A 21,087-nucleotide genomic window follows, 5' to 3' on the forward strand; every position below is an offset into this window, starting at 1 on the left:
GAATCGCACGAAATCGGTGATTTCGATGCGATTCTGCGTCTGCTCGCGGGCGCGGGGTGACCCGACAGCTACCCCACGAGGGCGGTGCGGCACGATTGGCGCGTGTCCGAAACCGGCCCCGAGACCGCCGATCCAGACCTGCTGATCGACTTCAGGAATGTGTCGCTGCGCCGCACCGGGCGCACCCTGGTGGGGCCGCTGGATTGGGCTGTTGAACTCGACGAACGCTGGGTGATCATCGGTCCCAACGGGGCCGGCAAGACGTCGCTGCTGCGCATCGCCGCGGCCGCCGAGCATCCGTCTACGGGGGTCGCGTTCGTGCTCGGTGAACGGCTCGGCCGAGTCGACGTCTCGGAGTTGCGTGCCCGCATCGGACTGAGCTCGTCGGCTCTGGCGCAGCGGGTACCCAACGACGAAGTGGTGCGCGACCTCGTGGTGTCGGCGGGGTATGCCGTCGTCGGCCGGTGGCGGGAGCAGTATGCCGACGTCGACTACCGGCGTGCCGTCGACATGCTCGAAAGCCTGGGAGCCGAGCATCTGGCCGACCGTACCTACGGCACGTTGTCAGAGGGGGAGCGTAAGCGGGTGCTGATCGCCCGTGCCCTGATGACCGACCCGGAATTGCTGCTGCTCGACGAGCCCGCCGCGGGCCTGGACCTGGGCGGCCGAGAGGAGCTGGTGGCGCGGCTGGCCGACCTCGCCGCCGACCCAGACGCGCCCGCGTTGGTGCTGGTCACTCACCATGTGGAGGAGGTGCCACCCGGGTTCAGCCACTGCCTGCTGCTGGCGGAAGGCCAGATTGTCGCGGCCGGCCTGCTGCCAGACGTGCTGACCGCGGAAAACCTGTCCACCGCTTTCGGTCAGCAGATCGCCGTGGACGTCGCCGACGGGCGATACTTTGCCAGGCGCGTCCGCACCCGCGCAGCTCATCGGAGGCAGCCATGAACTCACCGTCGGAGCAGGCGCCCCTGGTGCCACGGCCCGCAGCGACCGTGATGCTGGTCCGTGACGCGGAGCCCGGTTCCGGGGCGGCCGGCTTGTCCGTTTTCCTGATGCGGCGCCACTCCGCCATGGATTTCGCGGCCGGGGTGATGGTGTTTCCCGGCGGCGGCGTCGACGACCGGGACCGCAATGCCGATATCGCGTGGGCGGGCCCGCCGCCGCTGTGGTGGGCGCAGCGTTTCGGCACCGAACCCGACCTTGCGGAGGCGTTGGTGTGCGCCGCGGCGCGCGAGACGTTCGAGGAATCGGGAGTGCTGTTCGCCGGGCCGGCGAATGACCCGAACAGCATTGTCCGCGACGCCTCCGCATACCGCGAGTACCGCGCGGCCCTGGCCGACCGCACGCTGTCCTTCGCGGATTTTCTGTCTCGAGAAGACCTGGTGCTGCGCTCCGACCTGCTGCGACCGTGGGCGAACTGGGTCACTCCCGAGGCCGAGCGGACCCGCCGCTACGACACCTATTTCTTCGTCGGAGCCCTGCCGGAAGGGCAGCGCGCCGACGGCGAAAACACCGAATCCGACCGGGCCGACTGGACGCTGCCCCAGGACGCCATCGACGACTTCGCCGCCGGACGAAACATCCTGTTGCCGCCCACCTGGACCCAGCTCGACGCGCTGGCCGGCCGCACGGTCGCCGACGTGCTGGCCGTGGAGCGCACGATTGTGCCGGTGCAACCCAATCTCGCGCTGCAAGGCGACAACTGGGAGATCGAGTTCTTCGACTCCGACCGCTACAACCAGGCGCGGCGCTCCGGCGGATTCACCGCGTGGCCGCTATGAGGGAGTTTGTCGGCGTCGTCGCCGACGAGGGACTGGCCACCTTGGTGGTGTCGCGACCGCCGACCAACGCCATGACTCGCCAGGTCTATCGGGAAATCGTTTCCGCGGCAGACGAAGTGGGCCGCCGGGAGGACGTCGCAGCGGTCATCCTGTTCGGCGGTCATGAGATCTTTTCCGCCGGCGACGACATGCCCGAGTTGCGCACCCTGACCGCGGCGGAGGCCGACACCGCCGCGCGGGTGCGGCGCGAGGCCATCGACGCGGTGGGGGCGCTCCCGAAGCCGACGGTGGCCGCGATCACCGGATACGCGTTGGGCGCCGGCCTCACGCTGGCGCTGGCCGCCGACTGGCGGGTCAGCGGCGACAACGTCAAGTTCGGCGCGACGGAGATCCTGGCCGGGCTGATACCCGGCGGCGGTGGCATGGCGCGCCTGACCCAGGTGGCCGGTCCCAGCAGGGCCAAGGAGCTGGTGTTCAGCGGGCGTTTCTTCGACGCCGAGGAGGCCTTCGAGCTGGGCCTCATCGACGACATGGTGGCACCCGACGATGTCTACGATGCCGCGGTCGGGTGGGCGCGCCGCTTCGTCGACAGCCCGCCACTGGCGCTGGCCGCGGCCAAGGCCTCTATCAATGACGTCCTCGAGCTGGAACCGGCACAGCGAGCCGCCGCGGAACGGCGTCGTTACGTCGAGGTGTTCGCCCAAAGCCAGGGGCCTGGGCGGGGCGGGTAGCGGGCACGGCCGTTAGGCTCCCTGTATGACGAGCAGTTCGACCGACGTCGTGCCCAACCCGCACGCCACCGCCGAACAGGTGGAGGCCGCCCGGCATGACAGCAAGCTCGCCCAGGTCCTCTACCACGACTGGGAAGCCGAAAACTACGACGAGAAATGGTCGATCTCTTACGACCAGCGCTGCGTCGAGTACGCCCGCGGCCGGTTCGACGCCATCGTGCCCGACGAGGTCCTGAGCGAACTGCCATACGACCGGGCGCTGGAACTGGGCTGCGGCACCGGATTCTTTCTGCTCAACCTGATCCAGGCGGGGGTCGCCCGGCGCGGATCGGTCACCGACCTCTCACCCGGCATGGTCAAGGTCGCCGTCCGTAACGGGCAGTCCCTGGGGCTGCAGATCGACGGCCGGGTGGCAGACGCCGAGGGCATCCCCTATGACGACGACACCTTCGACCTGGTGGTCGGGCATGCGGTGCTGCACCACATCCCCGACGTCGAGTTATCGTTGCGCGAAGTGATCCGGGTCTTGAAGCCGGGCGGCCGCTTCGTGTTCGCGGGCGAGCCGACCACCGCCGGCAACGGATATGCCCGTGCCCTGTCCACGCTGACCTGGCGCGTCGCGACCAACGCCACCAAGTTGCCCGGCCTGGGCAGCTGGCGACGGCCCCAGGCAGAGCTCGACGAATCCTCGCGTGCCGCGGCGCTGGAGGCGATCGTCGACCTGCACACGTTTACCCCCGAGGAGTTGGAGCGGATGGCCGCCAATGCGGGTGCGGTTCAGGTCCATACCGCCAGCGAGGAGCTCACCGCCGCCATGTTCGGCTGGCCGGTCCGGACGTTCGAGGCGTCGGTGCCGCCCGGCCGGCTGGGCTGGGGCTGGGCGAAGTTCGCATTCACCGGCTGGAAGACGCTGAGCTGGGTGGACGCCAACGTGTGGCGGCACCTGGCGCCGAAAGGCTGGTTCTACAACGTGATGGTCACCGGGGTCAAGCCGTCCTGAGCGGCCTCGCGTTCAACGCGGACGACGTCAGCTACCTGCGGTCCGAATCGGGCGCTGCCGCGCTGGCCGCGGTCGCCGCATTCGAGTTGAGCGATGCCACCAGGGTCGCCGACACCGCCGCGGTGCGGGCCCGGTTCGGTGAGCGGGCACCGATTCTGGTGGAGACCACCCGGTTACGGCGGCGTGCCGCGGACAAACTGGCCGGTCTGGGCGACGTCTCGGGTTGGCTGTTCAACGATGAGGCGCTGCAGCAGGCCACGGCCGCAGCGGTGGCGCAGCATCGCGCGCGGCGGCTGGCCGGTCAGGTGGTGCACGACGCGACATGTTCGGTCGGCACCGAGGTGGCCGCACTGGGCGAGACGGCAGCACGCGTGATCGGCAGCGACATCAACCCCGTGCGGTTGGCGATGGCGCGCCACAACCTGGGACCCAATGCCGACCTGTGCCGCGCCGACGCCCTGCATCCGGTGACCCGGGATGCCGTCGTCGTCGTCGATCCGGCGCGTCGTCATGGCGGGCGGCGGCGCCTGCACCCGACCGACTATCAACCGGCGCTGGGCCCATTGCTGGCTACCTACCGCGGCCGGCAGCTGGTCGTAAAGACCGCTCCCGGAATCGATTTCGAGCAGGTAAGCCGGCTCGGCTTCGAGGGCGAAATCGAAGTGACGGCATACCGTGGCTCGGTTCGGGAGGCGTGCCTGTGGTCGGCGGGATTGGCCGAGCCGGGGGTGCGCCGGCGAGCCAGCATCCTCGACAACGGCGAACAGATCACCGATACCGGCCCCGACGAGTGCCGGGTGCGGCCCGCCGGGCGATGGATCATCGACCCCGACGGGGCCGTCGTCCGGGCCGGCCTGGTCCGCCACTACGGCGCCCGGCACGGGCTGTGGCAGCTCGACCCCGATATCGCATACCTGTCCGGTGATCGGCTGCCGGCGGGGGTGCGCGGTTTCGAGGTGCTCGAGCAGCTGCCGTTCGACGAGCGCCGGTTGCGTCAGGCGCTGGCGGCACTCGACTGCGGGGCGCTGGAGATCCTGGTGCGCGGTGTTCAAGTGGATCCCGACGCGCTGCGGCGACGGCTGCGGCTGCGGGGCAGCCGGCCGCTGTCGGCGATTATCACCCGGATCGGTTCGGCGGCCGCCGGCCGCGGGACCGCCTTCGTGTGCAGTGCCTCCCGGTAGCCGCCGGGTACGCTGGCGGCGACCACCCTTAGCGGCGTTATTCGCCCGAAGGTCAGCGAGGAACATTCGACGATGCGTCATCTGATAGCGGCCGCAGTGCTGGCTGCTGCGGTCCTGTTGGTTTGCCCGGCGGCGGCAGCACCGCCATCCTGTGCCAGCTTCGGCGGTTCGGTCGAGGCAGCGCAGATGTGCCACATTCACGCGTCCGGCGCCAGCTACACGCTGGACATCAGCTATCCCGTCGACTATCCCGACCAGCAGGCGCTGACCGACTACATCACGCAGAACCGCGACGGGTTCGTCAACGTGGCGCAGGGGTCGCCGCGACGCGATCGGCCGTACCAGATGGACGCCACCTCCGAACAACGCAGCGCCGGCCAGCCACCGCACAACACCCGCAGTGTGGTGCTCAAATTCTTCCAGGATCTAGGCGGCGCACATCCGTTTACCTGGTACAAGGCCTTCAACTACAACATCGGGACCAAGCAGCCCATCACCTTCGACACGCTATTTGCGCCCGGAACCACCCCGTTAGACGCGATCTTTCCGATCGTGCAACGCGACCTGGAACACCAGACCGGGCTCGGCGTTGCGATATTGCCGTCGAGCGGGCTCGATCCGAGCCACTACCAGAACTTCGCCATCACCGACGATGACCTGATCTTCTACTTCGCCCAGGGCGAGTTGCTGCCCTCGTTTGCCGGAGCCACTCAAGCCCAGGTGCCGCGCAGCGCCATCCCGCCGCTGGCCATTTGAGGGCTCACACCGGTCCGGCCAGCGATTCCATCGCTGCTGCGGCGCCGCCGAGCGCCACCTGCGCCACGCACCCGATCATCGGTACGAAGAAGGCCACCGTGCGCCGCGCGAGACGGGCCACGGTGACCGCCAGGTCGGCGACGAAGAACGCGATGCCGGCCCATAATCCCAACCGGATGGCACGGTCCACCCAGGCCGGATCACCACAGGGCTGGGCACCGCACGGGTCGGTGCCCATCACGAGCATGCCCAGCACCAGCATCGTCGCGACGAACAACAGCGCGTGGACCGCGAGCAGCACGATCGCGACAGTGATATCCAGTGCCCGGTGGGCTGGGCTGCGGCGGCTGGACACAGCCGCGTTCGCCGGGGCCGCATCATCGGTAGACATCGACCAAGTATGGCCGCTAAGCCGGCGCGAAGCTGTACACCTGGCCGTCGCTAGTCGCGATTACCACCCGGCGGTCATAGCCGATCGAAACCCCCACCGGATATCCGGTTGCCGCCGGCAGCGGATAGCTGTTGATCGTGTGACCGTTGGCCGGATTGAAAACCAGCAACGACAAACCCGGGTCGCCGTCGTGGGGTGGCCCCGCAACCACCGTGTAGCCCACCTCGCCGCCGGCCAGACTGGACGTCGACAAGGGCGTCACGTCGTCGCGTCGCCAAGCTTGGTCGGCATGGTCGCCGGCGTCACGGAAGGCCGCCAGCCGGGTATCGGGACCGCCGCCGGACACGATCAGGCCTTCCGGGGTGACCGTGGGTGGTGTCTGGGCCAGAAATCCCAGCGGCACCGACCATTTGACCTTGCCGTCGGCCGCATGCAAGGCCCACAGGTGCTGGTCGCGGCCGTTGACGTAGACCGTCGCGCCATCGGCGGACAGCACCGGACTGGCGAGCACACCGTCATTGACGGCATCGCTGGCCCACTCGCGGACCAATTGCTGGTCGCGCAGTTTCAGGCCGACCAGCCCCGCCCCCGGTGCCCCCGGTTGCCAGACACTGAGCACAACGGTCCCGTTGACCTCGGAGAAAGCGGGGGCATCGGCGACCGGGCAGCCCATTCGTGCCGGTGCGCAGTCGGCCAACCCGCGCATCGGATCGGCCGGGTCGACGCCCTCGACCAGATCCACCGGGCTGCCCACCACCCTGCCGCGGTGGGTATCGAACACCAGCACCTGGCCGAGGTGGGTAGCGACGAGCAGGTGGTCGTGCCCGACGAATCGGGGAGTGGTGGGCATCCCGATCACCGGTTGGCGCCAGCGCGTCCACTGGGTGACCGGAAAGGCCACGATCGCTCCGGGCTGTCCGACGTAGAGGTTGTCGAAGCCGTCCAACAACGGGCCGGCGAAGCCGCCGCCCTGTATCAGCCGGACACACCAGCGTTGCCGGCCGCGGTTGTTGTTCTCCCACTCCATCAGCGAACAACCGGCCGGCGTCTGGGCATTGAGCGCCAGGTAGCCGCGCGCACTGAGCGCCGGCCCGGCCGCGAGGGTGCCCTTGACCGAGCGTGTCCACGCCAGCGTCAGCTTGCTGGCGCCGCTGGTGGTGGTGTAGCTGCTGTTGGCGGCGTCGCCATAGGGCGCGGGCCAGCCCAGTGCCGGCGCGGCGTCGACCCAGGTATCCGTGTTGCCGCAGCCGCCGAGTGCGATCGTGAGCACCGCAGCGCACATGGCGGTCAGCAGACGTCGCGCAAGCACCTCGACCTTTCGCAGTCCTTTCGCAGGTTCCCAAATCCTTCCGCAACGTCGGTCGCCGGTAGGCGAGTCCGGCCCTTCGGGGTAGCCGCCATCGGGTACAGGTGAGGGTAACGCGTGGCGGCTCGCGGGTGCCCGACCGCCTGACTTCCCCGCAAGCGAGCGGGTGACTTCGCAGCGGGACGCTGAGCGTCCCGCTCGATAGCCTCCGGGCCGTCAGGCTAGGCTTCCGGCCATGACGTCCATGTGGGGTGCGCCGCTGCATCGCCGCTGGCGTGGTGCGCAATTGCGGGACCCGCGCCAGGCCAGATTCCTCACGCTGGCATCGCTGAAATGGGTACTGGCCAACCGCGCCTATACCCCGTGGTATCTGGTGCGTTACTGGCGGCTGCTGAAGTTCAAACTGGCCAACCCGCACATCATCACCCGGGGCATGGTGTTCCTTGGTAAGGGTGTGGAAATCCATGCGACGCCGGAGCTAGCCCAGCTCGAGATCGGCCGCTGGGTGCACATCGGCGACAAGAACACCATCCGCGCTCACGAGGGCTCGCTGCGCTTCGGCGACAAGGTGGTGCTCGGCCGTGACAACGTCATCAACTGCTATCTCGACATCGAGATCGGGGACTCGGTGCTGATGGCGGACTGGTGCTACGTCTGTGACTTCGACCATCGGATGGACGACATCACGTTGCCGATCAAGGACCAGGGCATCGTCAAGTCGCCGGTGCGGATAGGTCCCGACACGTGGGTCGGTGTGAAGGTGACGGTGCTGCGGGGCACGTCTGTCGGACGCGGCTGTGTGCTGGGATCGCATGCGGTGGTCCGCGGCGTCGTCCCCGATTATTCGATCGCCGTCGGCGCTCCCGCCAAGGTGGTCAAGAACCGGCAGGTGGCCTGGGATGCGTCGGCCGCGCAGCGCGCCGAACTGGCTGCCGCACTGGCCGATATCGAACGCAAGAAGGCGGCCCGCTAAGAGAACCAGCAAGCATCAGACGTCGAACAGCGACGTCGCGAGTTCTGGTTCGGGCAGAATCTGGATGAAGTATTCGACGCCGAACATCTCTCGCAGGATCCGCTCGGGGAACATCGTCGGGTCGATCGGGTATTGCGAGCGGTGCGCGGCCGTCGCCCTTATCTTGTGGCCAACGAAGTCGCTGATGTCAATACAGGTGGTGACTCGGGGGTCGATCTGATCGCCCGACGACAGCGACCGTGTCCGCACGGGTTGGGTCTGCTCGCCACGGCCCTCGAAGCCGGTCGGCTCTGCTGCGGAGAACGACAGGCATGTGACGTCGTCGAGTGCGACGACGTGGGCGTTGCGGGGGTGGCCCGTTGCAACGCCTTCTTCGCCCAGAAACTCGCCGGGACCCGACTGGTCGACCGTCCGAACCTCACCGTCGGCGCCCTCACGTCGGATCGCCACATGGCCAGACAACAGGAAGTACATCGAATTGGCGGCTTCACCTTGTTCGATGAGGTAGGAGCCAGCGGGGAACCACTCCAAGTTGACGAAGTCGGCTGCGTAGCCAAGCGTGGTCGTCTCACGGGAGAAAACCGAAAGTGCCCTGACGAATTCGGCGGTCCCCTTGAAGCGGGAATTCAGTTCGACGACCCACGCCGCGAGACGGTCTCGCAACAGCATCCGGTTCTGGGGCATGTGACAGTGAAACAGGCGAATCGATGTGTCGGACCGCCGCCCATAGCAGGCTTTGGTGACGACGGCTCCCACGGCGATGTGGTCGGGATGGCCACTGAAGCCGTCGGGACCGAAGGTCACGACGATGTCGGGCTCGATCTCATTGATCAGGCCCGTCGCGAGCCCCATAAGGATGTCGGCGTCCAGTGCCGGGAGCCCTCCGTCGGGGTAGTCGAAGCACCTTGTCTCGGTTAGCCCCAACTCCTGGCCGGCGGCTCGCAGTTCACTTTCCCGAACGGCCATGAGGTTTGTCCTCGTCGCAACGCTCGCATCCCTGATCTGGCCCGCCCCGCCCCGGGTCATCGAGACCACTCGGACATCGGCTCCAGCGCGCGCGCACTTGGCGAAGGTGCCTCCGGCGCACATCGTTTCGTCATCGGGGTGAGCGAAAATGCCCAGTACCCGCCGCCCCTGCAGGTGTTCAGACCTCAAGCCACTGTTGCGCGCCATGTTGAACCACCCATCGATACTCCAAGGTCTGCTGGCAGTTTTCAGCGCTCCGGAAGCCCTGACCCGCCGTGACTAAGCCGACCTATTCGGGGTGGTCGTCGACTTTGAAGTCGAAGTTGACTTCGCCGGCGTCGACGCCGGTGACGGTGACGTTGATGCCGTATTTGCTGCTGCCGTCGGTGAGCTGGCAGCGCAGTGTCGCGCCCTCGACGCCTTTCAAGTTGTCCGGGCAGGTCACCGAATCGGGCCGTTGGCCCACCTGCTGGGTCAGCTTGTCGCTGATGATCTTGGCGACCTGGTTCTTGTCGACCGTCTCGACCATGTCGAACTTGACGTCCTTGCCCTCGACACTGGTCACGGTGACATTGACGTTGTAGGTCGAGTCTTTGACTTTCATCTCGCAATTGAGCTGGGCGCCGACCTTTGCCGGCAGGTCGGCCGGGCAGGTTACGGATTCGGGCTTGTTGCCGGCGGCGTCGGTCATCTTGGCTTTGACCTGGTCGGCGACATCGCTCTTGCTCACCGAATGCGACGACGATCCGATCGAACACGAACAGCCTCCCGCGCCGGCCATCAACCCCACCGCAGCGCCTGAGATCAGCAACGTGCGAACGATCGAGTAAGCCATATCGCCTCCCTGGCATCGAAAAAATTAGGACAACTGCGAATCGGCTGATAATGACATGCCAAACAGCTTCTCCGAAAGCGAATCCGGGAAATGCTGCGCGCTGGTCAGCTCAGATCGCGGTAGCGGCGCAGCGCCTCGGCGCGCTCGGTGGCGTGATCCACGATCGGCGGTGGATATCCAGACGGGCCTCGGCCTTTTCGGAGGTGGACGCCGGTGGCGGCGCGCAGTTCGGGCACCCAGCGACGAATGTAATCGCCTGTGGGATCGAACTTTTCGCCTTGGGTGGTCGGGTTGAACACCCGGAAATACGGCGCGGCGTCGGTTCCGCAACCCGCACACCACTGCCAGCCGTGCTGGTTGCTGGCCAGATCGCCGTCGGTGAGTTGACTCAGGAACCAGGCCGCTCCCCATTGCCAGGGCAGATGCAGGTCCTTGACCAGAAACGAGGCTGTGATCATCCGGACGCGATTGGGCATGAACCCGGTCTGGCGAAGTTGTCGCATGCCGGCGTCGACCAGCGGAAACCCAGTCCTGCCGGACTTCCAGGCCTCGAAGCGGTGGTTGGCCCGGCTGTCGGCGTCGGTCCGGATGGCGTCGAAGTCGCTGTTCCAGTTGCACCAGGCGCTGGCCGGCCAGTGATACAGCACCGCGGCATAGAAGTCACGAAAAGCTAGCTCTCGCAGATAACTTCGGGCACCTGCTCGGCCGCGGTCCAGACCGGCGGCCATGGTGCGGGGATGAATGGTGCCGAACTTCAGGTGCGCCGACATCAGGCTGGTGCCGTCGAGGTCAGGCCGGTCACGATCCCGGGCGTAGCGTTCCAGCCCGTCGTCGAGGAAGGCACCCCATTGCTGACAAGCGGCGGCCTCGCCGGCGGCCAGCCCAAGTGATGCGCCAGGGTCGGGGATTTCGCAGTGCTCGACGGCCATCTGCGCTGGATCCAGCCAGCGCGCGCAGTCGCGGCCGGTGCGCGCCGGTGACGGCCAACCCACGTCGCCCCACCGGCGAAAGAATGGGGTGAAGACCCGATACGGCGTTCCGTCGTCCTTGGTGACGCGCCCCGGAGCCACCAGATACGGTGATCCCGTCGCTACCAGCGGAACCGAACCCAGTGCGGCGCGCACCCGCTCGTCGCGCCGCTGGCCGAACGGCGCAAAATCCGCGGAGATGTGTACCGCGGATGCCCCGATTTCCTTGGCAATCAGGGGAATCCGCTCTTCGGGCCGCCCGCGGGTCACCAGCAGCCGGCCACCCAGCTCGTCGCGCAGTTGCCGCAGTGAGTCGCCCAGATACTGCAGGCGGCGCCGGCCCGACGACGCCTCCAGGCGCGGGTCGACGACGAAGCAGGCGAGCACCTCGCCGGCGGCGGCGGCAGCGGCCAGCGCCGGATGGTCACGCAACCGCAGGTCGCGACGAAACCACAAGAGCGCCTGCGTCATCGGGGGTCAGCGGTTGAGCCGCCAGATGTGGGTGGCCAGTACGGTGGCGAAGGCGGTCCACACCGCGTAGGGAAGCATCGCCAGTCCGGCGCGCCGGTCGGCTTCGGCGGTCCGCCGCACCAGGTCGGCGCTGCTGGTCGCCAGGACGGCGGCGCCCAGCGCGGACGCGCCGAGTTTGTGGAACCGGAAGAACAGCCAGCTCCATGCGCCGTTGAGCACCAAATTGACGCCCAGCGCGGCGGCGTAGCGGCGTGCCTTGCCGTGGTGTCCGGCCGCGCGCAACCGGTCGATCGCCACCGCGGAGCTGGTCGCGATGTCGCCGTAGAGGGTGGTCCACACCACGGGGAACGCGATGCTGGGCGGCTGATAGGCGGGCTTGCGAATCCGCGAGTACCAGCCGGGCGCCGATCCCGGGCTGGCGATGCTCCCGGCGCCTGCCGCCGCGGTGACGGCCAGCCCGGTGACTGCCAGCGTCGACTTATTCATCCAATTCCTCCGTCCGGCTGCGACGATACTGAAGCATGTTGGTAGTCAGCATGATTCGGCGAAGTGGGCCACCAGATGCGGTCACCGATCACGGCGAACAGGGCCGGAATCACCAGGGTGCGCACGACAAAGGTGTCCAGCAGGATGCCCAGGCCAACGATGATTCCGATCTGCGTCAGCGCGATCAGCGGCAGCACGCCTAACACGCAGAAAACAGCAGCCAAAACGATTCCCGCGCTGGTGATGACGCCGCCGGTGGCCGACACCGCGCGGACCATGCCGTCGCGGGCGCCGTGCTGCGCGGCTTCCTCCCGGGCCCGGGTGACCAGAAAGATCGTGTAGTCCACCCCGAGCGCGGCCAGGAACAGGAACGCGAACAACGGAGTGCTGTTGTCCAGCGCCGGGAATCCGAACACATGGATGCTGGCCCAGCCGCCCAGTCCCAGTGCCGCGAGCGCGCCCAGTATGGTCGCGGCCAGCAGGGTAGGCGGGGCAAGCGCGGCCCGCAGGAGCACGTAGAGCACGAGCAGGATGACCGTCAGGATCGCCGGAATCAGCAGCCTGCGGTCGTGGGCAGCCGCGTCGCGGATGTCGAGGGCTTGGGCGTCGGCGCCGCCCACCAGCGCGGTGGGAGCCACCGCGGTAGTCGAATGGCGTAGCGCCGCAACGATACCGAACGCCTGCTCGGAGGCCGGCGGGGCATCGATCACCACCGACCATTTGGTCAATCCAGTCGCTGAGCCACCCGACTCCGTGGCCGCGGCCACCCCCGGCGTCGCGCTGATGGCCTGCTGCACCTGCTGCGCTTGCGCCGCGGGGGCGACGACCAGCGTGGGGCTGCTCAGTCCGGCAGGGAAGTGCCGTGCCACGACGTCGAACCCGGTCACCGAATCGGCCTTGACCCGGAATTGCTCGGTCTGCGACAAACCGATGCGGGTGCCCAGTAGCCCGGTGGCCAGCAGGGCCAGCAGTGCGATCGTGGCCGTGGCCACCAGAGCGGGACGGCGGGCCACCCGTTCGGCGACGGTGTGCCATAGTCCGGATTCGAGGGACGCGCCGCGCGCACTCGGCTCGGGGACGAACGGCCAAAACAATCGCCGGCCGCTCAACGCCAGCAGTGGTGGCAGCACTACCAGTACCGACACGGCGGCCACCAGCAATCCGCAGGCCGCGAGCGCACCCAGGCTGCGGGTGCTGGGGGTGGCCGCGAAAATCAGCGTGAGCAGCGCCAGCACCACGGTGGCATTGCTGGCGACGATTGCCGGCGCCGCCATGCGCACCGCGCGGGCCAGCGCGCGACGGTGATCCGGGTGTTGCCGAAGTTCCTGGCGATAACGCGAAATCAGCAGCAGCGCATAGTTGGTGCCCGCACCGAACACCAGCACGCTGGTGATCCCGGAAGTGGCACCGTCGAAGCTCAGCCCCGTCACTGCGGCGACCGCGGTTCCGGCCGCCGCGGCGAGTCGATCGGCGAAACCGATCACCAGCAACGGCAGCAGCCACAACACCGGTGATCGGTAGGTCGCGATCAACAGCAGTGCGACCACGGTTCCCGTGACCGCCAGCAGCGTGACATTGGCGCCGGAGAATGCATTGGCGATATCGGCGCCGAACGCCGGCCCTCCGGTGACGTGGGCATCGAGATCCGCCGACAGCCCGCGGCGCGCGGCGGCGCGCAGCGACCTGACAGTCTCGCTGAGTTCCAGCCCGGAAAGGTGGGCGCTGATCGACACCACCCCGATGGCCGCTTTGCCGTCGGCCGACACCCGCACCGGTACCGGTGTCGGCGGCCCACCGGGTTGGGCGGCCGCCTGCATCCGGTCTCGGGCTTGCTCGGCGGCTCGGACATCGGGGGCGTCCAGCACGGTCTCGTCAGCGCGGGTGAGGACCAGCAGCAACGGAGCGCGCTCGCTTCCGGGGAACTGGGCTGACAGCGCCTCGACTTTGGCCGAATCAGAGTCGGTCGGCACCGATTGCGGTGCCTGACCTGCGGCGGCGTTGGGGCCGATCATCACCATGAAGGCGATACCGAGCACGACGACGCCCGCGGTGATCAGCCATGACCGCCGGCCGGTCACCGCCGCCGCGAGCCCGTCCCACACCACGCCGCAAGCATTTCAGTTATTTAACTATTAATCAAACCCGTCGCCCTGTCGCCACCGTAAGGACAGCGACCCGCACCGAACGGAGGCCGGCGGCACATACATCTGAATACCTTTCCTACCAAGGTAATTCGCGGGTAATTCGCGGTAATTCGCGCACATTGGCGGGACGGGTGGCAACGCGGGTGGGCCCAGCGGATTGCCGGCTGGGCACACCCGGTCGACAAGCTACTGGTTGGCCTGCTGCCGTTCCTTGGCGGCCTTTGCGCTGGCGCGGGCCGATTCGGCTGCGGCTTCCTTCTTAGCGGCCTGGCGCTGGGCATCGGCCTTGTCCTGCTGTGCCTTTGCCTCCTGCGCTAGCCGGTCATTTCCGGTCACCAAACCGATGACCTGCTTGATCGCGCCCTTGACGCCTTCGACTATGCCGTTGACGGCTTCCAGGGGTCCACTCTTGCGTGCCATATCTGCCTCCCGCTGATTTCTCGATTCGGCGGCATTTCCCCGCCCTCGCCCTCAATTTCCCGTTAGGGGCGGGGAGGAAACATTCGCCGACCGCAGCGGGTTTCGCCGGAGCCATCGACACGTTGTCGAAAAGTCGGCTGAGCACCGGAGACGACCGACGGTTCGTGGTGGCCGCCATGGCGGCATCCGGCAGGAGTTTGGCGGGCTTGCGTTCGGGTATCCGGTTGCTGTGAACGCGAGACTGGCAGTGCGGCGCATCCGGCGTGCGGAGCGCACGGCGCTACGGGTGCAGCGCCGGCTGTGGCTCGCGCAACTGGTTCTTCCGGCCGTCGCGGTCAGCACGGCAACCGCGCTGTCAATTGCAGCGTGGACCCGGCTGCGAGCGTCTCGTCAGCGACGGGCCCAAACGCCTTCCGCCGCGGAGCGTCCCGTGCTGGCCGATGCAGCGCAAGCGCCCGCTCACGCGCCGCTCAACTAGACGTACGGTCGGGGCGGGGCACGTGCAACTCGTCGCTACCGAATGTTCCCGAGCGCGGCCACCAGACCTTCGGGGTCGGCGACGGTCACAGTCAACGCCGAGTGGTCGCGGAATCCCAGCACCCGGTGCACGGGCGGGTCGAAATGCACGCACACGCCGGCATGTGCGTTCGTTCCGAACGTGAGTCCGTCATCGACCATGGACAGCCGGGGTCCGATCGCGGTCCACCATCGATACGGGCCGGTGATATGCGCCTCGCGGATGCTCGACAACGGCGCGTCGACACGAAATGGCCCGTAGCGAGCCAGGAAACGGCCGTCGTCCGTCAGCGTCACACCCTGACTTCCCGGCCACCGAAACGGTAACCACATCGGGGCTAGCCGAGCATCGTAGCGATAGGGGAAGTGCCGGTCCCGGTTCTGCGGTTTCATTGAACGGCTCCCGTCTTGCGCCGTCACGCTGGCGCTGTTCGTACCGAGGCTACTGGCAGTGACGTGGCGGTGCGCACCGCTCCCGGTGGCGGTGCCGCGCGGCCCTGCCGACGGAAAACGATGAGATTGCTGCGGAAACAGACGACCGTTCGATAATTTCAGAGCTGAGTCGCCAGCTTCGTCCCGCCACTAAGACCCTGAATACCAGACCTTGAACCATCCGAAAGGTAGGTCCGCAGATGCTGCGACGTATCGTGCCGCTGCTGACCCAGCTCGTCGAGGCGGCCGGTTCGGTCGTCGGTGTGCGGGTGGGGGTCGAAAAGCCGCCCCACACCGTCGAGCAGCTGCACAACGGGTTACAGATCCGTCGTTACGGCCCGCGTATCGCGGCTCAAGTCGCAATCCGCGATACCGAGGAAGGCGCCCGCAATCGCGGATTCCGTGCGTTGGCGGGTTACATCTTCGGTGCCAACCATACGAGTTCCACAATCGCGATGACGGCGCCGGTCAGTCAGCAACGAGCCGGCGCAGCAACCGGCGGTGCGCAACGCATCGCCATGACGGCCCCGGTAGCACAGCAAGCGGGCCGTGACGGCACCTGGATGATCCGGTTTTTCATGCCGGCCAAGTGGACGCTGGATGACTTGCCCACGCCCGATGACGAATCCGTGGAACTCGTCGAGGTACCGGCGCAGGAGTACGCCGTGCTGCGTTTCAGCGGCGACCGCGGATCCCGCGCTGTCGCCTCGCGCACCGACGAGTTACTCCGGCGCCTCGATGGAACCGGGTATGCGCCGGCCGGTGCTCCGGTGGCTTGGTTTTACGACCCGCCGTGGACCGTTCCGTGCTTGCGCCGCAACGAAGTTGCCGTTCCGGTCGCGAGGCGGTAACCGCCCGCGTCAGGTCTCAGCGACAACTGCGCCAGGGGCATACGGCGCTGCGGTTCGCGCTGTCTGGCCCGTGTGGCCAGGAACTGACGGCGCGAGCTGATGACGTCCTCGATCAACTGCAGCGCCTCGGCAACCGAATCGACCACTGGCAAACCGTGATTGATGACAATGCGCAGTAGCGGGCGCATCGCGGAACCGGTGATCACGCTGCAGTGCACGCCGGCTTTGTGGTGTTCGTGGTTGAGGACAAGAAGAGCCCGAAAACCGTCGACACTGAGGAAATCGAGATGACTCAGGTCAAGTATCAGCGGTGTCTTAAGCCGCCGGAAGCGGCGAATTTCGTGGGCAATGCTGTCGGCGTTGGAGGCGTCGATCTCTCCATCGACACGCAGTATGGTGGCCAGGCTGCGCGCGTAAACATGCAGTCGCGCCGCGGAGAAGTCGACGTTATACCGGCAACGGGGTTGATCTGTTGGGCTGATAGCCCCTAAAGCAGTCATATTACGGAGCCCATCGAATGCGGTGGTGGGCGCGGGAGTGGCAGCCTCTGGGACATCGCTCCCGCGATGGTCAGCTGTGAACTCAACCTCGTCGATGAGCCTAATGCCGCCAGCGGTCCTAGGGCGGGCTGGCATTGACCTCGCCCAACCCGGCGCCCGTGATTAAGCGCCAGCGGCACAACGGATTTCACTTCGCAGCCGATACGAGGAACGGCGGCCGGAGTCTTCGCTTGCTGGCTATCGCGCCCTACGCCAGTTCGCTTGCCGGCCTTGTGTGGCGACGCTTATCGCCGGTCGCTCCGCGCCCCGAATCGGTCGCCGGGAAATGTCCTCGCCGCGGATCCACTTTCTTAGCCGGTTTTGGGTTTGGCCGGGCCGGAAAAAGGGTAATCTCAGCCCGCTGGGTGGCGTGTACAGCCTAGAATTGACAGCTGCGACGTCGCCCTACGAATGCGAGGAATGGTAGCGGCTCAATGGGAACCGTGTTGTGCGGATTTCGCCATTCCGCGGTAGCTATTGCGCTTGCGTTGGCGTTCAGTGCGGCGGCGCCGGCTCAGGCCAGCCCAGGTGTCACGGTATTTCCGGGCATGGAAATTCACCAGGGCGCCACGGTATGCATGGTGGGATTCGTCGAACCTCGACTGCGGATCGCGTTGAGCGCCGGTCGGTGCGACGACGCGCCCACCGTCACCGACAGCCACGCGAATGTGGTCGGATCGGTGGTGCTTGCCCGGCGCGCCTCCGTGAGCGAACCCGTGGCAGCCGATTCCGCCTCGGCCGTCGAATACGAAGTCATCGCATTGGCCCCCGAGGTGACCACGACGCAGCTGCTGCCTGGTGGGCGCCGCTTGGAGTCCATCCCGGGATTCACCGTGCAACCGGCACTGCCCGTGTGCCACAACACGATATCCGCGGGGCAAATGTGTGGCCGCATCGGCTCGGTCGGCAATGACGGGTTTGCCATTACCGGCATGATTGCCGACCCACGCGATGTGGGCGGGCCGGTGTATACGCTGACCGACGACAACCGAGCCGTTATTGTCGGATTGCTCGACGGAGTGCGGGGCACAGCGCTGTGGGCGCAGTCCTGGCAGGCGGTGATGCGGCAGCTCTACATCGACGCCCAGTCGGCCGGGGCGACGCAGCCACCCTTGGGGCAACCGATAGGTCGTTAACGACCGCCTCCGGCCGAGATTGGCTGCCAAAGCCGCGGCACCGTCGATAACAGGGTGCGCTGGTTTCCGGCCGCCGAGAACGGGAACCCCGCGCGGATGATTGTTTCCGACATCGTCGCCCGACCGTTCCAATGGGGATCTGCCATTCGGGGTAGTCGAATCTTTCATCCGGTAGGCGTCGTCGCGGCCGGCTCGATCGGACGGATCGCGCCGCCGTCGGACGGACTTCCCGTCCCGTCGTCGGACGTCGTGGCCCGGGTGTCCAAAGCGGGCGGGACCCCGGGTTCCCTGCCCGACTTCATCGGGTTGGCGCTGCGGATCACGCCGCCACAAGCGGATGCGACACCGTGGGACATTCTGCTGGTCTCCGCCGGATCCGGCGTCCTGAGCCGCGCGCTGGCGCTGCGGCCGGTCGCGTCGTGGACGGGCCAGTCCATGAGCACGCTTATGCCGTTGCGCTAACGGGCCCAATATTGGTGGCTGAGAGCGCGAATTCTCAGCGACATCAATGGATTTGGCCTGTCTCTCGACAGAGTAGGGGAACGCATCGACCACGGTGGTATCGAAATGGCACTCGACCAGGCGTGTGGCAGATCCAATTTCGAGAAGGTTGCGCACCTCACTTTGACCAGCGTCATCGGTCCGGGTCCGGGTAACGATGTGTCGTTCGATCCGGTGGTCAACACTGCGCCTGGGGTGCGGCTTTCGCCGGGATGGCTGGCAGATCTGCGGGGTCGTGCCTACGCGCGCAGCCGTGATGGGCGAGATGCCGGCTGAGTCGCAGCGCGAGATCGGTCGTGGCCGGGGCCGCCGTGCGGTAGGCAGCGTGGGGTAGGCGCCGCGCGACAGTAAAGTATGGTGCGGTATGAGCGTTTTCGCTCGGCTGCGCCCGCTGCTCGACACGACCCTGGATCGCGCGGTGGTGCCCGGCTACACCCGCATCGGCTATCAGTTTCGCCGATCGGGCTGGGCGGGCGACCCGCCGCCGGGCGCGCTGCGGGGCCGCACGGCGCTGGTCACCGGCGCCAATCGGGGCCTGGGCAAGGCGATCGCCGCGGGGCTGGCCGGGCTGGGCGCAACCGTCCTGCTGACCGTTCGCGACCGCAACAGCGGCGAACAGGCTCGTGACGAGATCGTCGCCGAAACGGGCGCCGACGTGCGGGTGCAGGTGTGCGATGTGTCCAGCCTGAACGCCGTTCGCGCCTTCGCGGCCGATCTGTGCACCCGCGTGCCGCGGTTGGACGTGCTGATCCACAACGCCGGATTGCTGCCCGCCGCCCGCGAGGAGACCGATGATGGCCACGAAATCACCTTGGCCACACATGTTTTGGGGCCGATGCTGCTGACCGAGCTGCTGACTCCGATACTGGCCGAATCCGACGACCCGCGCGTGATCCTGATGTCCTCCGGCGGGATGTACACCCAGTCCCTGCCCGTCGAAGACCCCGAATACCGCACCGGCCGCTACCGCGGCGCCGTGGCATATGCCCGCACCAAACGCATGCAGGTGGCATTCACCCCAATCCTGGCTCGCCGCTGGGCCGATCGGCCCATCCGGGTGTATTCCATGCATCCGGGTTGGGCCGATACTCCCGGCGTGGCATCGTCTCTTCCGGGCTTTCGCGCCGTCACCGGGCCGCTGCTGCGGACTCTCGACCAGGGCGCCGACACCGCCGTGTGGCTCGCCGCAACTAGGCCCGCACCACCGACCGGCACCTTCTGGCATGATCGCCGGGCGCGACCCGAACATTACGTGCCGTGGACCCGGTCCAATGACCGCGATCGCGAGCTGATGTGGCGATATTGCGCCACCGCGATCGGCCTGGATGGCTCTTAGCGGTCTGGCAGGGCGTGCTCGGCGATGGGCAGCCGGGGCAGTGGTTGCCGTTCACGTCGTTTGGCCGCCAGATACACCTGAGCGGTCTCGTCGGCGACTGTCCGCCAATCGAAGTCGGACGTCAGCCGGTCACGGGCGGCACGGGCCCGGTGCTGCGCGGCTGCCGGGTCGGCGAGCACCGCGCACACCGCGGCGGCTAGCGCCGTCACATCACGGGGCGGGCACGATATGCCGGTCACGCCGTTGATCACCGCTTCGCCCAGGCCGCCGATGTTCGATGTCACCAGCGGGGTGCCGGCGGCGGCGGCCTCCAGCGCGACCAGCCCGAACGGTTCGTAGTGACTGGGGAATACCGCCGCGTCGGCTCGATGTAGCACCGTCAGTAGTTCGGTGTGGCCGAGGTGCCCCACGAACTTGGTTGCCTTGAGTACCCGGTGCTTACGGGCTTGCTCGACCAGCCAATCCCGTTGGGTGCCTTCGCCGGCGATGATCAGTGTGGTACCCGGCTGGGCGCGCCTGATCCGCGGCAGCGCGGCGATGGCGTCGTGCACGCCCTTCTCATATTCCAGCCGGCCGACATAGAGCAGTTCGGGCGGTCCGGTGTGCTCGCGCCGCGCCGCAAATGGCCAGCGCGCCGCGTCAATACCGTTGCGGATTACGGTGGTTTCGGCCAGGCCCGGACCGAACAGTTCGGTGATCTCGTCGCTCATCGACGCCGAACAGGTGATGAGCGAATCGGATTCACGCACCAGCCACGATTCGACGGCATGCACCTGGCGACTGATTGCTCCGGCGACCCACCCGGAATGCCGCCCGGCTTCGGTCGCGTGAATGGTGGAAACCATTGGCACGTCGTAAAACTGGGCCAGTGCGATGGCCGGATGCGCCACCAGCCAGTCGTGTGCGTGTACGACGTCGGGACGCCAAGGCCGGTCGGTGCCGTGCCTCTTGAGCGATAGGCCGGCCCGAATCATGGCGTGGCCCATCGCCAGGGTCCAGGCCATCATGTCGCTGCCGAAGCTGAATTCGTGCGGATCCTGCGCGGCTGCGATCACCCGCACCCCTTCGGCGACCACGTCCGACGACGGGTGGGTGCTGGGGTCGGTGCCGGCGGGCCGCCGCGACAGGACGACGACATCGTGGCCGGCCGCGGCCAGTGCGGTCGACAGGTGGTGCACGTGGCGGCCCAGCCCGCCGATCACTACGGGCGGGTACTCCCACGACACCATCAGAATTTTCACCGGAGCGGCCCCCCATCCCGTCGCCGAAACTGCAACCACAGCGCGGATTCGACCCCCGAGGCGACGTTGAGCGCAGGATGGATGCGGCCTGCGCCGGCTCGGTGCGCCCGCAGCCCCGGCGTGGCC

At 67.3% G+C, this 21,087-nt stretch carries 22 protein-coding genes and 1 pseudogene; 12 read left to right on the forward strand and 11 right to left on the reverse strand.

The features are described 5' to 3' along the window. The first annotated feature begins 84 nt into the window (after nucleotides 1-84). The 6 genes from EET13_RS08280 (at nucleotide 85) to EET13_RS08305 (ending at nucleotide 5,449) form a co-directional block, all read left to right on the forward strand. Nucleotides 85-945 carry an ABC transporter ATP-binding protein gene (locus EET13_RS08280; RefSeq protein WP_122441827.1) on the forward strand — a complete coding sequence of 287 codons (861 nt, stop codon included), beginning with the start codon at nucleotides 85-87 and terminating at the stop codon, nucleotides 943-945. Continuing rightward, nucleotides 942-1,781, forward strand: coding sequence for an NUDIX hydrolase (locus EET13_RS08285; protein WP_122441828.1), 840 nt, complete (start codon nucleotides 942-944; stop codon nucleotides 1,779-1,781). The genes EET13_RS08280 and EET13_RS08285 overlap by 4 nt, the downstream gene beginning before the upstream one ends. Continuing rightward, nucleotides 1,778-2,512 (forward strand): enoyl-CoA hydratase, encoded by a 735-nt coding sequence (locus tag EET13_RS08290; RefSeq protein ID WP_122441829.1) that lies wholly within the window; start codon nucleotides 1,778-1,780, stop codon nucleotides 2,510-2,512. Before EET13_RS08285 ends, EET13_RS08290 begins: the two co-directional genes overlap by 4 nt. A gap of 25 nt (nucleotides 2,513-2,537) precedes the next feature. Further along, nucleotides 2,538-3,512, forward strand: coding sequence for a class I SAM-dependent methyltransferase (locus EET13_RS08295; RefSeq protein WP_122441830.1), 975 nt, complete (start codon nucleotides 2,538-2,540; stop codon nucleotides 3,510-3,512). After that, the gene (locus EET13_RS08300; RefSeq protein ID WP_244603823.1) at nucleotides 3,470-4,693 is read left to right on the forward strand and encodes a class I SAM-dependent methyltransferase; all 1,224 of its coding nucleotides are present in this window, start codon (nucleotides 3,470-3,472) and stop codon (nucleotides 4,691-4,693) included. Before EET13_RS08295 ends, EET13_RS08300 begins: the two co-directional genes overlap by 43 nt. 72 nt (nucleotides 4,694-4,765) lie before the next feature. Beyond that, a complete protein-coding gene (locus tag EET13_RS08305; RefSeq protein WP_122441831.1) occupies nucleotides 4,766-5,449 on the forward strand; it encodes an esterase in 684 nt (227 codons plus the stop codon). 4 nt (nucleotides 5,450-5,453) lie between these two features. On the opposite strand, the gene EET13_RS08310 is transcribed toward EET13_RS08305, so the two are convergent. Together EET13_RS08310 and EET13_RS08315 are read right to left on the reverse strand one after the other, a co-directional pair. Next, entirely contained in the window at nucleotides 5,454-5,840 is a 387-nt protein-coding gene (locus EET13_RS08310; RefSeq protein WP_122441832.1) for a hypothetical protein, read from the reverse strand. Nucleotides 5,841-5,856: 16 nt separating this feature from the next. Next, entirely contained in the window at nucleotides 5,857-7,122 is a 1,266-nt protein-coding gene (locus tag EET13_RS08315; protein ID WP_122441871.1) for an outer membrane protein assembly factor BamB family protein, read from the reverse strand. Nucleotides 7,123-7,381: 259 nt separating this feature from the next. Here EET13_RS08315 and EET13_RS08320 point away from each other — a divergent pair, with 259 nt between their 5' ends. After that, complete coding sequence (locus EET13_RS08320) at nucleotides 7,382-8,119, forward strand: acyltransferase (protein ID WP_122441833.1); 738 nt, start codon at nucleotides 7,382-7,384, stop codon at nucleotides 8,117-8,119. A 15-nt stretch (nucleotides 8,120-8,134) separates the two neighbouring features. Here EET13_RS08320 and EET13_RS08325 read toward each other — a convergent pair whose 3' ends face one another. From EET13_RS08325 to mbp1, 6 genes are all read right to left on the reverse strand, one after another. Continuing rightward, nucleotides 8,135-9,292 carry a PIG-L family deacetylase gene (locus EET13_RS08325; RefSeq protein WP_122441834.1) on the reverse strand — a complete coding sequence of 386 codons (1,158 nt, stop codon included), beginning with the start codon at nucleotides 9,290-9,292 and terminating at the stop codon, nucleotides 8,135-8,137. Between the two features lie 82 nt (nucleotides 9,293-9,374). Beyond that, nucleotides 9,375-9,920 (reverse strand): anti-apoptotic protein, encoded by a 546-nt coding sequence (locus EET13_RS08330; RefSeq protein WP_122441835.1) that lies wholly within the window; start codon nucleotides 9,918-9,920, stop codon nucleotides 9,375-9,377. Between the two features lie 104 nt (nucleotides 9,921-10,024). Next, nucleotides 10,025-11,359, reverse strand: a complete 1,335-nt coding sequence (locus tag EET13_RS08335; RefSeq protein WP_122441836.1) for a cryptochrome/photolyase family protein — start codon at nucleotides 11,357-11,359, stop codon at nucleotides 10,025-10,027. Between the two features lie 6 nt (nucleotides 11,360-11,365). Further along, nucleotides 11,366-11,845, reverse strand: coding sequence for a TspO/MBR family protein (locus EET13_RS08340; protein ID WP_122441837.1), 480 nt, complete (start codon nucleotides 11,843-11,845; stop codon nucleotides 11,366-11,368). Continuing rightward, entirely contained in the window at nucleotides 11,842-13,950 is a 2,109-nt protein-coding gene (locus EET13_RS08345) for an MMPL family transporter (protein WP_211189040.1), read from the reverse strand. The genes EET13_RS08340 and EET13_RS08345 overlap by 4 nt, the downstream gene beginning before the upstream one ends. A 225-nt stretch (nucleotides 13,951-14,175) precedes the next feature. After that, nucleotides 14,176-14,409: a microaggregate-binding protein 1 gene (gene mbp1 / locus EET13_RS08350; protein ID WP_122441838.1), complete on the reverse strand. Its 234-nt coding sequence runs from the start codon at nucleotides 14,407-14,409 to the stop codon at nucleotides 14,176-14,178. A gap of 229 nt (nucleotides 14,410-14,638) precedes the next feature. Here mbp1 and EET13_RS30865 point away from each other — a divergent pair, with 229 nt between their 5' ends. Next, nucleotides 14,639-14,887, forward strand: coding sequence for a hypothetical protein (locus EET13_RS30865; RefSeq protein ID WP_122441839.1), 249 nt, complete (start codon nucleotides 14,639-14,641; stop codon nucleotides 14,885-14,887). 35 nt (nucleotides 14,888-14,922) lie between these two features. Here EET13_RS30865 and EET13_RS08360 read toward each other — a convergent pair whose 3' ends face one another. Continuing rightward, complete coding sequence (locus tag EET13_RS08360; protein WP_122441840.1) at nucleotides 14,923-15,318, reverse strand: hypothetical protein; 396 nt, start codon at nucleotides 15,316-15,318, stop codon at nucleotides 14,923-14,925. Between the two features lie 239 nt (nucleotides 15,319-15,557). On the opposite strand from EET13_RS08360, the gene EET13_RS08365 reads away from it, so the two are divergent. Next, the gene (locus EET13_RS08365) at nucleotides 15,558-16,208 is read left to right on the forward strand and encodes an SOUL family heme-binding protein (RefSeq protein ID WP_122441841.1); all 651 of its coding nucleotides are present in this window, start codon (nucleotides 15,558-15,560) and stop codon (nucleotides 16,206-16,208) included. Here EET13_RS08365 and EET13_RS08370 read toward each other — a convergent pair. Further along, nucleotides 16,139-16,708, reverse strand: a complete 570-nt coding sequence (locus EET13_RS08370; protein WP_122441842.1) for an STAS domain-containing protein — start codon at nucleotides 16,706-16,708, stop codon at nucleotides 16,139-16,141. The genes EET13_RS08365 and EET13_RS08370 overlap by 70 nt on opposite strands. A gap of 473 nt (nucleotides 16,709-17,181) precedes the next feature. Here EET13_RS08370 and EET13_RS08375 point away from each other — a divergent pair, with 473 nt between their 5' ends. The 3 genes and pseudogenes from EET13_RS08375 (at nucleotide 17,182) to EET13_RS08385 (ending at nucleotide 19,720) form a co-directional block, all read left to right on the forward strand. Then, the gene (locus EET13_RS08375) at nucleotides 17,182-17,883 is read left to right on the forward strand and encodes an Rv1815 family serine proteinase (RefSeq protein ID WP_122441843.1); all 702 of its coding nucleotides are present in this window, start codon (nucleotides 17,182-17,184) and stop codon (nucleotides 17,881-17,883) included. 96 nt (nucleotides 17,884-17,979) lie between these two features. Then, nucleotides 17,980-18,660 (forward strand): annotated as a pseudogene (locus tag EET13_RS08380) (phosphodiesterase). A gap of 88 nt (nucleotides 18,661-18,748) precedes the next feature. Continuing rightward, the gene (locus tag EET13_RS08385; protein ID WP_122441844.1) at nucleotides 18,749-19,720 is read left to right on the forward strand and encodes an SDR family NAD(P)-dependent oxidoreductase; all 972 of its coding nucleotides are present in this window, start codon (nucleotides 18,749-18,751) and stop codon (nucleotides 19,718-19,720) included. Here EET13_RS08385 and EET13_RS08390 read toward each other — a convergent pair. Continuing rightward, a complete protein-coding gene (locus tag EET13_RS08390; protein WP_122441845.1) occupies nucleotides 19,717-20,961 on the reverse strand; it encodes a glycosyltransferase family 4 protein in 1,245 nt (414 codons plus the stop codon). The genes EET13_RS08385 and EET13_RS08390 overlap by 4 nt on opposite strands. Nucleotides 20,962-21,087: the final 126 nt, after the last annotated feature.

Source organism: Mycobacterium attenuatum (assembly GCF_900566085.1).
Classification (GTDB): Bacteria; Actinomycetota; Actinomycetes; order Mycobacteriales; family Mycobacteriaceae; genus Mycobacterium; species Mycobacterium attenuatum.

Coding starts and splice junctions, on each gene's coding strand:
- EET13_RS08330 (WP_122441835.1), bottom strand. CDS start 9,920: ATGGCTTACTCGATCGTTCGCACGTTGCTGATCTCAGGCGCTGCGGTG.
- EET13_RS08315 (WP_122441871.1), bottom strand. CDS start 7,122: ATGTGCGCTGCGGTGCTCACGATCGCACTCGGCGGCTGCGGCAACACG.
- EET13_RS08320 (WP_122441833.1), top strand. CDS start 7,382: ATGACGTCCATGTGGGGTGCGCCGCTGCATCGCCGCTGGCGTGGTGCG.
- EET13_RS08310 (WP_122441832.1), bottom strand. CDS start 5,840: ATGTCTACCGATGATGCGGCCCCGGCGAACGCGGCTGTGTCCAGCCGC.
- EET13_RS08360 (WP_122441840.1), bottom strand. CDS start 15,318: ATGAAACCGCAGAACCGGGACCGGCACTTCCCCTATCGCTACGATGCT.
- EET13_RS08285 (WP_122441828.1), top strand. CDS start 942: ATGAACTCACCGTCGGAGCAGGCGCCCCTGGTGCCACGGCCCGCAGCG.
- EET13_RS08335 (WP_122441836.1), bottom strand. CDS start 11,359: ATGACGCAGGCGCTCTTGTGGTTTCGTCGCGACCTGCGGTTGCGTGAC.
- EET13_RS08370 (WP_122441842.1), bottom strand. CDS start 16,708: ATGACTGCTTTAGGGGCTATCAGCCCAACAGATCAACCCCGTTGCCGG.
- EET13_RS08305 (WP_122441831.1), top strand. CDS start 4,766: ATGCGTCATCTGATAGCGGCCGCAGTGCTGGCTGCTGCGGTCCTGTTG.
- EET13_RS08325 (WP_122441834.1), bottom strand. CDS start 9,292: ATGGCGCGCAACAGTGGCTTGAGGTCTGAACACCTGCAGGGGCGGCGG.
- EET13_RS08295 (WP_122441830.1), top strand. CDS start 2,538: ATGACGAGCAGTTCGACCGACGTCGTGCCCAACCCGCACGCCACCGCC.
- EET13_RS08290 (WP_122441829.1), top strand. CDS start 1,778: ATGAGGGAGTTTGTCGGCGTCGTCGCCGACGAGGGACTGGCCACCTTG.
- EET13_RS08340 (WP_122441837.1), bottom strand. CDS start 11,845: ATGAATAAGTCGACGCTGGCAGTCACCGGGCTGGCCGTCACCGCGGCG.
- EET13_RS08385 (WP_122441844.1), top strand. CDS start 18,749: ATGAGCGTTTTCGCTCGGCTGCGCCCGCTGCTCGACACGACCCTGGAT.
- EET13_RS08365 (WP_122441841.1), top strand. CDS start 15,558: ATGCTGCGACGTATCGTGCCGCTGCTGACCCAGCTCGTCGAGGCGGCC.
- mbp1 (WP_122441838.1), bottom strand. CDS start 14,409: ATGGCACGCAAGAGTGGACCCCTGGAAGCCGTCAACGGCATAGTCGAA.
- EET13_RS08375 (WP_122441843.1), top strand. CDS start 17,182: ATGGGAACCGTGTTGTGCGGATTTCGCCATTCCGCGGTAGCTATTGCG.